11 protein-coding genes are annotated in these 13330 nt (G+C 71.0%); 2 read left to right on the forward strand and 9 right to left on the reverse strand.

The window, feature by feature from the left end; translation table 11 throughout:
• Positions 1-28: 28 nt before the first annotated feature.
• The 4 genes from FHS13_RS01375 to FHS13_RS01390 form a co-directional block, all read right to left on the reverse strand.
• Positions 29-400: an anti-sigma factor antagonist gene (locus tag FHS13_RS01375; RefSeq protein WP_184286091.1), complete on the reverse strand. Its 372-nt coding sequence runs from the start codon at positions 398-400 to the stop codon at positions 29-31.
• Between the two features lie 326 nt (positions 401-726).
• Positions 727-1773, reverse strand: coding sequence for a methylmalonyl Co-A mutase-associated GTPase MeaB (gene meaB / locus FHS13_RS01380; protein WP_343064860.1), 1047 nt, complete (start codon positions 1771-1773; stop codon positions 727-729).
• 12 nt (positions 1774-1785) lie between these two features.
• Positions 1786-3996, reverse strand: coding sequence for a methylmalonyl-CoA mutase (scpA, locus tag FHS13_RS01385; protein ID WP_184286094.1), 2211 nt, complete (start codon positions 3994-3996; stop codon positions 1786-1788).
• A complete protein-coding gene (locus tag FHS13_RS01390) occupies positions 3993-5912 on the reverse strand; it encodes a methylmalonyl-CoA mutase family protein (RefSeq protein ID WP_184286097.1) in 1920 nt (639 codons plus the stop codon). Before FHS13_RS01390 ends, scpA begins: the two co-directional genes overlap by 4 nt.
• A 279-nt stretch (positions 5913-6191) precedes the next feature.
• Between FHS13_RS01390 and FHS13_RS01395 the strand changes: the two genes are divergently transcribed.
• Complete coding sequence (locus FHS13_RS01395; protein ID WP_184286099.1) at positions 6192-6890, forward strand: DUF4184 family protein; 699 nt, start codon at positions 6192-6194, stop codon at positions 6888-6890.
• Positions 6891-7108: 218 nt separating this feature from the next.
• Here FHS13_RS01395 and FHS13_RS01400 read toward each other — a convergent pair whose 3' ends face one another.
• Complete coding sequence (locus tag FHS13_RS01400; protein ID WP_184286102.1) at positions 7109-7639, reverse strand: NUDIX domain-containing protein; 531 nt, start codon at positions 7637-7639, stop codon at positions 7109-7111.
• Positions 7640-7848: 209 nt separating this feature from the next.
• The gene (gene fxlM, locus FHS13_RS01405) at positions 7849-9102 is read right to left on the reverse strand and encodes a methyltransferase, FxLD system (protein WP_184286105.1); all 1254 of its coding nucleotides are present in this window, start codon (positions 9100-9102) and stop codon (positions 7849-7851) included.
• Positions 9103-9533: 431 nt separating this feature from the next.
• On the opposite strand from fxlM (FHS13_RS01405), the gene fxlM (FHS13_RS01410) reads away from it, so the two are divergent.
• Positions 9534-10790, forward strand: a complete 1257-nt coding sequence (gene fxlM / locus FHS13_RS01410) for a methyltransferase, FxLD system (RefSeq protein ID WP_343064861.1) — start codon at positions 9534-9536, stop codon at positions 10788-10790.
• A 59-nt stretch (positions 10791-10849) separates the two neighbouring features.
• On the opposite strand, the gene FHS13_RS01415 is transcribed toward fxlM (FHS13_RS01410), so the two are convergent.
• From FHS13_RS01415 to FHS13_RS01425, 3 genes are all read right to left on the reverse strand, one after another.
• Positions 10850-11962 carry a methyltransferase domain-containing protein gene (locus FHS13_RS01415; RefSeq protein WP_184286108.1) on the reverse strand — a complete coding sequence of 371 codons (1113 nt, stop codon included), beginning with the start codon at positions 11960-11962 and terminating at the stop codon, positions 10850-10852.
• A 364-nt stretch (positions 11963-12326) separates the two neighbouring features.
• The gene (locus FHS13_RS01420; protein WP_246404278.1) at positions 12327-12632 is read right to left on the reverse strand and encodes a hypothetical protein; all 306 of its coding nucleotides are present in this window, start codon (positions 12630-12632) and stop codon (positions 12327-12329) included.
• A gap of 121 nt (positions 12633-12753) precedes the next feature.
• Entirely contained in the window at positions 12754-13290 is a 537-nt protein-coding gene (locus tag FHS13_RS01425) for a GNAT family N-acetyltransferase (protein ID WP_184286111.1), read from the reverse strand.
• Positions 13291-13330: the final 40 nt, after the last annotated feature.

Genomic DNA, 13330 nt, shown 5'->3' on the forward strand with positions numbered 1-13330 from the left:
TCCGGAACACCGGGGGTGTCGCGCGAGGCTACCCGGCCTGGCGCTTGGCCTCCAGGGCCTCCATCGCGGCGACGGCGGTGGCCACGGTCTGGTGGACCGGGACCTGGCGGTGCAGGCCGACCAGGCGGACGACCTTGGTGACGCGTTCGTTGAGGGCGGCCAGCGCGAGGGCGCCCTCCTGTTCGCGGACGGTCCGATAGGCGTTGATGACGACGTTCAGTCCGCTGGAGTCCATGAACTCCAGCTCCGACATGTCGAGGATCAGCCAGGGGCCGTGTGCGGCGATGGCGGCCTGGATGTGTTCCTGGAGGTCACTGGTGGTCGCGATGTCGAGTTCCCCCTTGATCGCGACGATGACGCTGCGGCTCTCTACCCGCGTGCTCAGCCCGAGCCTGTGCACGTTCACTCCTCCCGGCCCCACGTTCAGATGGCGGGGGTCCCTTCGCTTAACCATACGCAGACACGGCGTCCGCGCCACTGGTCCGGCTGCCACTCCCGCTGCGCCGGACCGCTGGGAGGGGAGACACCCGCGCGGCCGCTTGTCCGGTAAGTCGTTGGACACACACGGTATAAGCGAACCGCACTTTCGGGAATGCCATACCGGAAGAAATTTTCGCCCCGGGGGCACGAACCTCCCCGACCGTGTTCGAAATCATCCCATCACACTAGGTGATTTCAGGATATATAACCCACTCCTGCGGAAAATTCAGGGTCTTTGGTCCCTCCTCATCCCGCTCCGGCGCTTCCCCCTCCCGCAGCCTCGCGGCCCTTGCCGGCGAAGGCCTCCAGCAGGGTGCCCGCGGCCAGGGTGGCCGTGGTCCGCCCCGAGCGCACCCCCTCCTCCAGATCGGGGACGAGCTCGCCCACCGCCGGGTCGCGCACGAGGGCGTCCATCAGGCGGTCCCTCACCTGCTCCCACATCCAGCTGACCCGCTGGGAGCTGCGCCGCTCCTCCAGCGCGCCGCTCTCCTCCAGCACCTTGCGGTGCCGCAGCACCGCGTCCCACACCTCGTCCAGGCCCTCGCCGGTCAGACCGCTGCACGTCAGCACGGGCGGGCGCCAGTCGGGGTGCACCGACTGCAGCAGCCGCATCGCCCGCGACAGCTCACGGGCCGCCTTGCGTGCGTCGGCGGCGTGCGGACCGTCGGCCTTGTTGACCGCCGCCACGTCCACCAGCTCCAGCACGCCCTTCTTGATCCCCTGGAGCTGGTCGCCGGTGCGGGCCAGGGTGAGGAAGAGGAAGCAGTCCACCATCCCGGCGACCGTGACCTCGGACTGGCCGACCCCCACGGTCTCCACCAGCACGACGTCGTACCCGGCCGCCTCCATGAGCAGCAGGGTCTCCCGCGTCGCGCGGGCGACACCGCCCAGGGTCCCGGCGGTCGGCGAGGGCCGGATGAACGCGTTCGGGTCCGTGGACAGGCGCGCCATGCGCGTCTTGTCACCGAGGATGCTGCCGCCGGTGCGGGTGGAGGACGGGTCGACGGCCAGGACCGCCACCCGGTGGCCCGCCCCCGTCAGATCGGTGCCCAGCGCGTCGACGAACGTGGACTTGCCGACGCCGGGGACGCCCGTGATCCCCACCCGGACCGCGTTGCCGGTGTGCGGGAGCAGCCGGACCAGCAGCTCCTGCGCCGCCCGCACGTGGTCGGGCCGGCGCGATTCCACGAGCGTGATCGCCCTGGCCAGGGTCGGCCGGTGCCCGGCCAGCACCCCCTCGGCCAGGGCGTCCACGTCCACCGGACGGCGCCGCCGTGCCTTGCCGTCGCCCACGTCCGCTCCCCCTCAGCCGTCCAGGCGCTCTTCCAGCTGGTCGAGCAGGTCGATCGCGGCCTCGGCGATGACCGTTCCGGGCGGGAAGATCGCCGCCGCGCCCGCCTCCCTCAAGGCATCGAAGTCCTGCGGGGGCACGACCCCGCCGACCACGATCATGATGTCCCCGCGGTCCAGCGCGGCCAGCTCCTCGCGCAGGGCCGGGACCAGGGTGAGGTGCCCGGCCGCCAGCGAGGACACCCCGACCACGTGCACGTCGGCCTCGACGGCCTGCGCGGCGACCTCGGCCGGGGTCTGGAACAGCGGGCCGACGTCGACGTCGAAGCCGAGGTCGGCGAACGCGGTCGCGATCACCTTCTGGCCCCGGTCGTGCCCGTCCTGGCCCATCTTCGCCACGAGGATGCGGGGCCGGCGCCCCTCCTCCTCGGTGAACTCCTCCACCCGGCGGGTGACGCGCTCCATGAGGCCGGCCTCGCCGCCCCCGTTCGCCGCCTCTTCCCTGTACACGCCCTGAATGGTACGGATGTTCGCGGAGTGGCGCCCGAACACCCTCTCCATGGCCTCCGAGATCTCACCGACCGTCGCCATGGCGCGGGCCGCGTCCACGGCCGCGGCGAGCAGGTTGTTGGGCAGGCCCTCCCCGGCGGAGGACTCCCGCCCGGCCGCCTCGGTGAGGGCGTCCAGCGCCGCGCGCACCCGCTGCTCGTCGCGCTCCTCGCGCAGGCGGCGCAGCTTCTCCAGCTGCTCGGTGCGCACGCGGGAGTTGTCGACCTTGAGGACGTCGATGGAGTCCTCGCTGTCGGGCCGGTACTTGTTGACGCCGATGACCGGCTGGCGGCCGGAGTCGATGCGCGCCTGGGTGCGGGCGGCCGCCTCCTCGATGCGCATCTTGGGCAGGCCCGCGTCGATGGCGGCGGCCATGCCGCCGGCCTTCTCCACCTCCTGGATGTGACCCCAGGCCTTGGCCGCGAGCTCGGCGGTGAGGCGCTCCACGTAGTAGCTGCCGCCCCACGGGTCCACCACGCGGGTGGTGCCCGACTCCTGCTGGAGCAGGAGCTGGGTGTTGCGGGCGATGCGCGCGGAGAAGTCGGTGGGCAGGGCCAGGGCCTCGTCCAGCGCGTTGGTGTGCAGCGACTGGGTGTGGCCCTGGGTGGCCGCCATGGCCTCCACGCAGGTGCGGGCCACGTTGTTGAACACGTCCTGCGCGGTCAGCGACCAGCCGGAGGTCTGCGAATGGGTGCGCAGGCTCAGCGACTTGGGGTTGGCCGCGCCCAGGTCCCGGACCAGGCGCGCCCACAGCAGGCGGGCGGCGCGGAGCTTGGCGACCTCCATGAAGAAGTTCATGCCGATCGCCCAGAAGAACGACAGCCGGGGCGCGAACACGTCGACGTCCAGGCCCGAACGCTGTCCGGCGCGGATGTACTCGACCCCGTCGGCCAGCGTGTAGGCCAGCTCCAGGTCGGCGGTGGCCCCCGCCTCCTGCATGTGGTAGCCGGAGATGGAGATCGAGTTGAACCGCGGCATCCGCTGCGAGGTGTAGGCGAAGATGTCGGAGATGATCCGCATCGACGGCTGCGGCGGGTAGATGTAGGTGTTGCGGACCATGAACTCCTTGAGGATGTCGTTCTGGATGGTCCCCGACAGCTTCTCGGGCGCGACGCCCTGCTCCTCGGCCGCGACGATGTACAGCGCCAGGACGGGCAGCACCGCCCCGTTCATGGTCATGGACACGCTCATCCGGTCGAGCGGGATGCCGTCGAACAACTGGCGCATGTCGTAGAGGGAGTCGATGGCCACGCCCGCCATGCCGACGTCGCCGGCCACGCGGGGGTGGTCGGAGTCGTAGCCGCGGTGGGTGGCCAGGTCGAAGGCCACCGACAGGCCCTTCTGGCCGGCGGCGAGGTTGCGCCGGTAGAAGGCGTTGGACTCCTCGGCCGTGGAGAACCCCGCGTACTGGCGGATGGTCCACGGCTGGTTGACGTACATGGTCGGGTAGGGCCCGCGCAGGTAGGGCGGGATGCCCGGCAGGCCGTCCGTGAACTCCAGGCCCGCCCGGTCGGCGGGCGTGTACAGCGGCTTGACCGCGATGCCCTCGGGGGTCTCCCACTCCAGGGCGTCGGGGGCCTTGCCGGTGGCGGCCTCGACAGCGCGCTGCCAGTCGGCGGCGCCCTGCCCCGAGAACTCGGGCGGCTCGGGGGCCACGGTGGAGAGGTCGGGGATCATGCGCTCGCCCCCTTCGCGGACGGTGCCGCGGTGTCGTCGGTGAGAAGGCCGGACAGGCCGCCGAGGAGGGCGACGGCGTCGCACCCCTTGTGGACGAAGGCGTCCACCCCCGCCTCCCGGTAGGCGTCGTCGGGGGAGCCCGCGAGCAGGACGCGCTCGGCCCCGGCCTCCTTGAGGGCGCGCGCGGCGGCCGCGGCGTGTTCGGCGTAGAGCTTGTCGGAGGAGCAGAGCACCGCGACCCGGAGCCCGGAGCCGGTGAAGGCGCGCGCAGCGGCCTCCGCCCCGTCGAGGGGGCCGGGGTTGAGCGAGGCGATACCCCCGGCGGCCAGCAGGTTGGCGGCGAAGGAGGCGCGGGCGGTGTGCGCGGCCACGGGTCCGAGGGTGGCCAGGAACGCGGTGGGGCGCTCGCCGGTGCGGGCCAGCGCGGCGTCGCTGCGGTCGCGCAGCTCCTCGTAGTCGCGAGCGTAGCGCCGGACCGGGAACCAGCTGTCCCCGACGGCCGCCGGGTCGGGCTCGCGGACCAGGGGCTCCTCGTCGAGGTTCGGGAACTCGCTGACGCCGGTGAGGGGGGCGGTCCGGTGGGCGAGGTCGCGGCGGCGGCGCTCCCAGACCTCGTCGACGCGCTCGCGCAGCAGGCCGTCGGCGACCGCCTCGGCGGCGCCGCCCGCGGCCTCCAGCTCCTGGAGGAAGGCCCATCCGGCCAGGTACAGGTCGCGGGTGAGCGCCTCGACGTAGAAGGACCCGCCGGCGGGGTCGACGACCCGGCCCAGGTGGGACTCCTCGATCAGCAGGGACTGGGTGTTGCGGGCGATGCGGCGCGCGAAGTCGTCGGACAGCCCGGCGGCGGCGTCGAAGGGCAGCACGGTGACCGCGTCGGCGCCTCCGGTGCCCGCGGCGAAACAGGCGACGGTGGCGCGGAGCATGTTCACGTGCGGGTCGAGGCGGGTGGCCATCGCCTCGGAGGTGACCGCGTGCAGGCGCATGGCGCGCCGGTCGGCGGGCACCCCGCTCGCGGACAGCACCTGGTTCCACATGGCGCGCACGGCGCGGAGCTTGGCGATGGTGGAGAACTGGTCGGCGCTCGCGGCCAGGCGGAACTCGATCCTGCCGGCGGCGTCGGCGGTGTCCATACCCGCCGCGGTGAGCGCCCGCAGGTAGGCGGTGCCCGCGGCGATCGCGTGGCCGAGCTCCTGGGCCTCGGAACCGCCCGCGTTGTGGACGAGGGTGCCGTCGGCGACGACCAGGCCGAGGCCGGGGCGGCCGGCGGCGCGGTCGGCGGCGAAGCGCGCGGCGTCGGCGACGTCGGGCCTCCGGCCCGCCCGGGCCGCGCAGGTGAGGGGGTCGATGCCGAGGTGCGAGACGACGCGGCCGTCGGGGACGTCGGCGTCGGCGTGTGCGCCGAGCAGGTCGTCGGCGGCGTCGGCGTACCCGTCGCCGGGGTCAAGGACGACGGGGGCCAGATCGAGGTGGACGTCGGCGAGGGCCTCACCCAGGCGTGCGGCGGGCAGACCGCGTCCGCCGACGGCGATCCACAGGGAGGAGACGCCGTTCATGAGGTCGGTGTGGACCCGCTTGCGCACGGTCTCGGCGTCGGCGTCGGTGTGGCGCGCGCGGATGTCCCAGCCCGTGGGGACTCCGCCGCCGGGCCGGTAGCCGCGGGTGAAGGGGGCGAGCCCGGGATAGCCGGGGTCTGCCGCCGGAGGCTCGGCGGTGTAGAGGGGCTCGATGGCGAAGCCGTCGTAGGTCCGTGTGGCCAGCACCGATTCGGGGTTCTCGGCCAGGCGGTCCTCGGAGACGCCGCTCTTGCGCAGCACTCCGGCGACGAGTTCGCGCCACCGCTCCAGGGTCGCTGCGGGGAACCCCTCTGCCAGGTCAGGGGCGGCCGGTCCGGCAGCCCCGCTCTCAGGGACATCCATATCTGGGATGGTAGAGAACCGGGTTCGGTCCCGCGTGCGTGGGGGTGCGCCGGGTGGCGCAGGAGAACGCTCTCATGGCCTCCGCTTTCCCTCCCTGTGAGAAAAGCGGGTCGTGCGCGAACCGGTGGAGCCCGGACATGTGCCGCACATCACATCCGCCGCCGTGCGAGAACCAACGCGGGTTCGGTGGGGTCCGCATCACGGAGACGCCGTCCGCCGTCTCCCGCCTTCCCCGGAGGCGGCGGGAGACGACCGCGCCCCCACCCTTCGGAGCATCCGGTGCCCTTCACCCCCAGCCATGCCGCCGCGGTCCTGCCCCTGGTCCGCGTGCTCCCGCCGTCCGCCCTGGTCGTCGGCGCGGTCGCCCCTGACCTCCCGTACTACGTTCCGGTGCCGGTTCCGCCGGCGCTCACCCACTCCCCCTTCGGGCTCGGCGCGGACGTGCTGCTGGGGGCCTGCCTGCTCGCGGTGTACCTGTACGCGCTCCGGGCACCGCTGCACGCCCTGGCCGGCCTGGAACCGCCCGCCCCGCCGCGGCCGGGTCCGCGCGGGGCCGCCCTGGCCGCCGCGGCACTGGCCGCGGGCTCGGCGACCCACATGCTGTGGGACTCCTTCACCCAGACCAGGGGTGCGCTGGTACAGGTGTGGCCGCTGCTGAGCACCCCGGTGGTCGGCCCGCACCTGCTGTACAACGTGCTGATGTACGCGAGTTCCGCCCTGGGCCTGGCCGCCGTGCTGTGGTGGGCCGCAGCCCGGGCCCGCGCGCACACCCGGGGCCCGCTGCCCGCCGCCGCCCTGGCCGCCGTCGCGGCCTGCGCCCTCGGGGGCACGGTGCTGGGCGGCCTGTCCGGGTACCCGGCGGAAAGCGGCTACGACCTCGTCCGCGCCGCGCTGGTGGGCACCCTCACCGGCACCGCCCTGGGCCTGGCTGCCTGGAGCGCCCTGTGGTGGGCCCGCCGACTCCTCCCGTTTCCGTGAGCGTGCGTCCCGAACTGCTCCCACCGGATCCTGGTCGAGGAGCGGGCCACGGGCGCCCAGGTGCCGCGCGGCGGCCGGGACCGAGCATTCGTGTCCCGAGTGCGGCGCCGGCGCCCGGAGGCCCCGTGTGCTGCCGTACCTGCGCCGCCTGCGTCACCGGCTTCGGCCTCACCCGAAACTGCCCCAGGCGGAAGAATTCACTGCACACGTCAGGGAGGTCATACCAGAGTGAGTGCCCGGTACAAGGCGACCACTGTGGAGGCGCCGACGATCTCCCCACCGGCAATCATCTCCACCGCCTCTTCCAACGGCCACCAGCGGATCTCCTGGGCCTCGTTGATGTCCGGAGGGGTGTCGGTGAGGTCGGCACCTCGGGCCAGATAGACGATCTGGGGCTGGTCCACCGATCCGATGGCGGGCTGGAAGGTCACCATGTGTTCCATCGAGCGGGGGCGCCACCCCGTTTCCTCCTCGACCTCGCGTGCCGCCGCGGCCTCGATGTCCTCGGCACCGTCGACGTAGCCGCCGGGCAGTTCCCACACCCACCGGTCGATGATGAACCGGTGTCGCCGCATCAGCAGGACTTCGCGCTGGTCGTTGACCACGATCGTCATCGCGGCGGGGGGCATGGCAACGACGTACTGGGTGAACGAGACCCCGTCCGGGAGAGTGACATCGACGGTGGAGAGGCGGATGTGCCGGTTCTGGTCCACGAGCTTCTCGTCGTGGACCGTCCATCGAGTACTCACACCCGCACCCTGGTACTCCGGTTGTAGACCTGGTGTGTCAGGATTCGCCGGCCGTTTGTCTGCGGTGGCGGCACTGTCGGTCGTTGGCCTGGTGAGAGCGTCGGGACAGCGGCCGGCCCGACATGATGTGCACAGACGTTTCTGTCCCGAGACCGATCAAGTCCGCACGTACCTGCTCAGGCGAGGCGAACCCGACCAGCACTTGCCTTCTACAGATCCCAGGACAGGACCACCTGGACAGGCCCCCGATCCAGAACGAACGCTTGTGGGCCTGGAGCCGGTGTCTGAGCCTCGGCGCGGTACACGGTGTAGGTGGGCTTCACATGCCGCTGCGGTGCCCACGCATCGATGACGTCGGCCACACGACGAGCCAGGGCTCGCCCGGCAGCGGCATGTCCGACCACGCCGATTTCCGTGGAGGGGCCGTCCTGGAGCGGGTCCTCCGTTGCGGAGGCGAGAACCCGGTGGGTGAGGTAGGCCAACCCGCGCTCGCTGACCGGCACACTCGCCATCGCGCCCCACCCCAGACCGCGTGCCAGCCCCCTGCGGGCTTCCTCCTCCCGGCTGTACATCAGCCGCGAGATCGCGTTGTCCAAGTGCAGCGCCAGCCACAGCCACATCGTGTCCAGCGGCTCCATGCCGCCGAACCTCACACCGGTCCACACCGTCTCCGCGGGCTCCTCCAGCACCCCGGCCACCTGGGAGTCGGCGATGGCCTGTTCCTGGTTGACCTGCAACCGCACCCCACCGTCCCCCGACACGTCCACCAACCGACGAGAGTCGTCCCCGATCCCACCGCGCATCGGCATGAAGCTGCACAGCTCGGCGCTGGTGCACACCCAGTGGTCCTGGTGAGCCCGCAAGGCCAGCGAGTACCCCACGTCCCCGACCACCCGCATCGGCACGACCAGCGCGCCACCGGGTACGAGCTGCTCCAGCCAGGCGATGGGAAGACGATGGGCGCCCACAGTGGCGACGATACGATCGAACGGCGCCAGATCGGGCGCCCCCAAAGCGCCATCGGCGCACCGCACCCGCACGTTGCCTGCCCCGGCCTGCTTCAGATGAACGCGGGCGTTCTCGACCAGATCCGCGTCCACATCGACGCTCACCACCTGCCCTGTCGGGCCGACCAGGTGGCCGAGCAAAGCCGCGTTGTACCCCGTCCCGGTTCCCACCTCCAGCACTCGCATGCCCGGTTCAACTGCCGCCTGGGTGAGCATGTGGGCCACCACACCGGGATGTGAGGCGCAGCTGACCGAGTCGCCGTCCGGGCCGTCCTTGACGGACACGGTGCGGTCAGCGTAGGCGTCCTCGGCCGAGGCCTGGGGCACGAACACATGTCGGGGCACCTCCCGCAATGCCTCGGCCACCGGAGCGGTGAGGGATTGCCGCTGGGCCAGGCGATCCACCATGGCCCGACGTAGCAGGTCATGAGGGTGTCCGGTGGTGGTCGAAGTCATCGCACCTCTTCTGCCGTGTCGGGCGGCCCTCACGGTGGCCGGGGCAGGGTCAGCGTAGAACGTCGGCACGCACGAGCAGCGGTGTTCTGGGAAAACGCCACTCGGCGTTCGCGATGCTGCGGCTGTCCGTGGCCTTCGTGCCCGGAGAGCAGACCTGTATCCGTCTTCGCACGAGCAACCAGAAGCGCGGGTGCCGGACAGCTGTGGTGCTGAACCGAGAGCTCTGCTTCTCAGACACGCACGGGGTGACCAGACGTGGTGGCGGCGCGAAGTCGCGCCGGTGGGGCTCCGTTTACCGACGCGGTCATGGACATGGCTCCGACCTGCACGGCGCCGCCCCCCAGACCGAACCAGGCAGGCGCCCTTACCTCTTCCGCACTGCTGTTCCGAAAGCCCCTGCCCGCCGTGCCCTGTCCGGCTAGCCTGCCGGTGTGACGACCTCCGAGACCACTCCCGCCCAGGACACCGGCCACATCAACGCCTTGCGTGAGCGGATGATCGAGCGGCTGCGGGCTGTCAACGCCCTGTGTTCGGAACGGGTGACCGCCGCCGTGCGTGCAGTGCCGCGTCACCGGTTCGCACCAGATTTCCCGCTGGAGAAGGTCTATGACGCCACAGCTGTACTGAAAACCAAGTTCGACAGCGACGGCCGAGCCACCAGCTCCGTCTCGGCCACCTGGGTCCAGACCCTGATGCTGGAGCGCGCGGACATCCGGCCGGGGATGCGTGTGCTGGAGATCGGGTCCGGCGGGTACAACGCCGCCCTGATCGCCGAAGTTGTCGGCCCCCACGGGCACGTCACCTCGATCGACATCGACTCGGAGGTCGTCGACCGGGCCCGCATCCACTTGGAACAGACCGGATACGCCGATCGGGTGGAAGTGGTCGTCGGCGACGCCGAACACGGCCATCCCGACCGCGCTCCCTATGATCGGGTCGTCGTCACGGTGGCCGCCACCGATCTGCCCCGGGCGTGGACCGACCAGCTCGTCAGCGGAGGTCGCCTCGTACTTCCCCTCGGCCTGCGGGGGTTCCAGCGCGTCTACGCGTTCACCCACCACGGAGGAGGCCTGCTGGTGGGTGAGACGGGTGACCATGCCGGCTTCGTGCCGATGCAGGGCCTGGGCGCGCCGGCACCCACCACCGTGGCTGCGACGGACACCGTGGTGCTGACCACCGACGCCGATCCCGTCCCTGCCCCTGACCGCCTGCCCGAGGTGTTCGCGGAAGCTGCCCGCGAGCAGTACACCGGGGTGCGGATGGGCCGCAACGAGTACTTCGGCGGCTTGCAGCTGTGGCTGGCCACCACCCTGCCCGATTTCGCCACTCTGTCCGGTGACGCCGGCGACCTGGGCCACGCCACGATGGGTGTGCACCGGACTCCGGCGATGTGGACCGGCACCTCCCTGGCCTACCTGCTGCTCCCCGAGGTGTCGACCGACCCGGTCCGGTGGGAGTTCCTCGCCCGCGGCCACGGTCCCGAGGCCGCAGAACTGGTCGACCTCATGGTCGGCCACGTCCGGCGGTGGGACCGAGAGCACCGCAGCGGCCCCGGCCCACGCTTCCTCACCCACCCCGACCTCCCGGACGCACCCCGGGTGATCTCCACACGCCACACCCGCCTTCTCGCCCTGTGGGACCAGCGCGGTACAGGCCGACTGGACTGGGAAGCCGACCCGGGCGCATGACCTCCTTCACCCGCCAGGCATCCACCCTGGACCGGTAAGGTCCTGCCCCCGCATGCCGTTCAGCTTCGGGGGGAGACGGAATGGTCCCAGTGTCTGCCGAGAACCGCGCACGTCACCCGGTAGAGGCCGTGATCAGGGACAGCTTCCAGAGCAAAGCTCTCCAGCCCCGGAAGCCCGTTGTCCTGCAACAGCAGGTAGGCCTCCGCCAGCTCCTCGCCCAAGGCACGGTCGCCGCCGCCGGTGACGGTGCCGTCCGGCCACAGATAGGACCATGCCGCACCGGCACCCATCCACACGATCCTTCCCGGCTCGCCCTTGAAAGGACGCGACCCGGTTCCCAGACGCACCCCGGGCAGCATGAGCAGGAGCTGGGTCAGCATCCCCGAACCGATCAGCTCCACCGACCCGACGGGGAAGGGCGGCAAAGGTGTGGGCCTCTGGCCGAGGCCCGGGAAAGGTAGGTCGCCGGGGCGCTGGGTGCGGTCGCGCATGAACGCGCCCTCGCGTACGAACGGCCCTGAGATCGAGTGGCCCCGGCGCCGCAGCGCCGCGATCGGTGTGCTGTGCGCGGCCGGGTGGGGACTCCAGGGCAGCACGAGGGTGCCGTTCTCCTGAAGAGCGGCCAACCACGGAAGCGGAACGTGTGTCACCGCGCAGGTGGCGATGACCGCGTCGTAGACCTGGTCGGCGGGAGGGGCTGCCCCGGTGCGGACGGTGACGCCGGTACCGGTGAGTCTTTCCCGGGCCAGGGCTGCCACACCGGGGTCGATCTCCACACTGGTGACCGACCCCTTCTCACCGACCAGCTCGGACAGGATCGCGGCGTTCCACCCGGTGCCGGTTCCGATCTCCAGCACCCGCATGCCCTCCTCGATCCCGGCCGCGGCGATCATGTCCGCCATCACCTGAGGGGCCGAGGACGACGAGCTGGGCTCGTTGCGCGGCCCGGGGCCACCGTCGTTGGCCTGGGTGGTGACCGCTTCGGTGGAGTAGACCAGGCTCGTCCACCGATCGGGGTCGGAACTCCGGTACAGCGGTAGCCCGGTCGCGTCGGGCCAGATCATGTCGGGGACGAAACGGTGCCGGGGGTGGGCGGCGAACGCGTCGCGGATCACGGGGGCGGTGTCGAGACGCGCCACCAGGGCGGTATGAAGCGCGTCGAGATCTGTCACTTCTCTCCTGTCCCGTTGCAGCCGCTGCAGGTGGCCACTTCACGGTGGGCCCACCCGCCTCCGCTGCCGTCACCGTCGGACTCCATCACGATGGTGCCTTCACCCTTGCACATAGAGCATTGGGCCACGGGAATCTCCTGTCGGGGGACGGGTACTGCGGTTCTACCCCCGTCGAAGGCCCGGGCCACCGGGTCTGGCCGGATCCGGACAGGCCTCGTTTTTCTCTGAGAGCCAGGCTTTGCACCTGGCCAACGCCTGCTGCGATCGGTGCCTGGTTCGGGTTGGCGCTCGACCTGGGTCCGCCCCGGGCCCCTGCATGGTGCTCTTCTCCTCGCCAGGAGGAACACGACACCGAAGGGTGCATTCAGGTCCAGGCCAGGACCGTGTGCGTGTGCGGCTTGTCCAGGACCCAGACCCGGTCTGCGGGTAGGTCGGCGTCGGGTGTGCCGCTGGGCCAGACCTCGATCCGGGCCATGGAGCCGTCGTGGCGGTCCCAGGCTCGGAGGATGTCGATGTAGTCCTGGGCGGCGCGCTCACCGTGGGACCCGTAGGAGAACACACCGATCTCGAACCGGCCCTCGCCCAGTTCAAGCAGTGGGACATCCTGCGCCGCCTGCGCTGCCGCCCGCATCGCGTCGGGGAGATCACCCGCGCGGTGCTGGTCCTTCATCTCCGAGAAGCAGGATGTAAAAAGGCTCACTTTGTCCACGGTCCCGAGGAAGCGCATCACCACAGACCCTCACCAGATCGAATCTGAAGACGTGCGGTGATGCGCTTCGAGGAAACGGTGACTAGCCGGCCCACTCGTCCGACAGGATCGAATGGACGATGGAGTCTCGCCACGCGGTCCCGGTCCACAGGTGTCTCCGGATGCGGCCTTCCTCGATCATCCCCATCTTGTTCATCACGGCTTCAGACGCGGAGTTCTCCGGAGACCGGGCGCCCCAGATCCGGGCCAGCCGTAGTTCGGCGAACCCCAGACGGAGCAAGAGCTGGACGAGTTCCGCCCCGAGTCCGCGCCCCCACATGTCATGACGGAGGGCGAAGCCGATCTGCGCGGAATGGGGACGCTCGTCCTTCGCGAGCCTGGCAGCGCCGACGAGCTCCTCGTCATGGAGCACTGCGAGCATGTACACCGTGCGCGGCTCGGTCTCCGCATCCTTCACGGCGGAGTCGATGATCGCCTTGCACTGATCCACCGTGCGGGGCCTGAAGCTGAGGTGTTCGACGGTCTTGGAGTCACCGTAAACGGTGTGCAGCGCCTCGGCGTCGGAGGGTTTCAGCTCTCGTAGTGACAGGGCCGGGCCGTCAAGGGAGACAGGAATCATGGTGCGAGGCTAACGACCGGCCGCTCATCGTGATCACCCG

This window comes from Nocardiopsis algeriensis (genome assembly GCF_014203695.1).
In the GTDB taxonomy this organism is placed as follows: Bacteria; Actinomycetota; Actinomycetes; order Streptosporangiales; family Streptosporangiaceae; genus Nocardiopsis; species Nocardiopsis algeriensis.

Bases quoted from the DNA above. Each gene is read 5' to 3' on its own strand.
- scpA (WP_184286094.1), bottom strand. From the start codon at position 3,996: ATGATCCCCGACCTCTCCACCGTGGCCCCCGAGCCGCCCGAGTTCTCG.
- FHS13_RS01390 (WP_184286097.1), bottom strand. From the start codon at position 5,912: ATGGATGTCCCTGAGAGCGGGGCTGCCGGACCGGCCGCCCCTGACCTG.
- fxlM (WP_184286105.1), bottom strand. From the start codon at position 9,102: ATGACTTCGACCACCACCGGACACCCTCATGACCTGCTACGTCGGGCC.
- FHS13_RS01420 (WP_246404278.1), bottom strand. From the start codon at position 12,632: ATGAAGGACCAGCACCGCGCGGGTGATCTCCCCGACGCGATGCGGGCG.
- FHS13_RS01425 (WP_184286111.1), bottom strand. From the start codon at position 13,290: ATGATTCCTGTCTCCCTTGACGGCCCGGCCCTGTCACTACGAGAGCTG.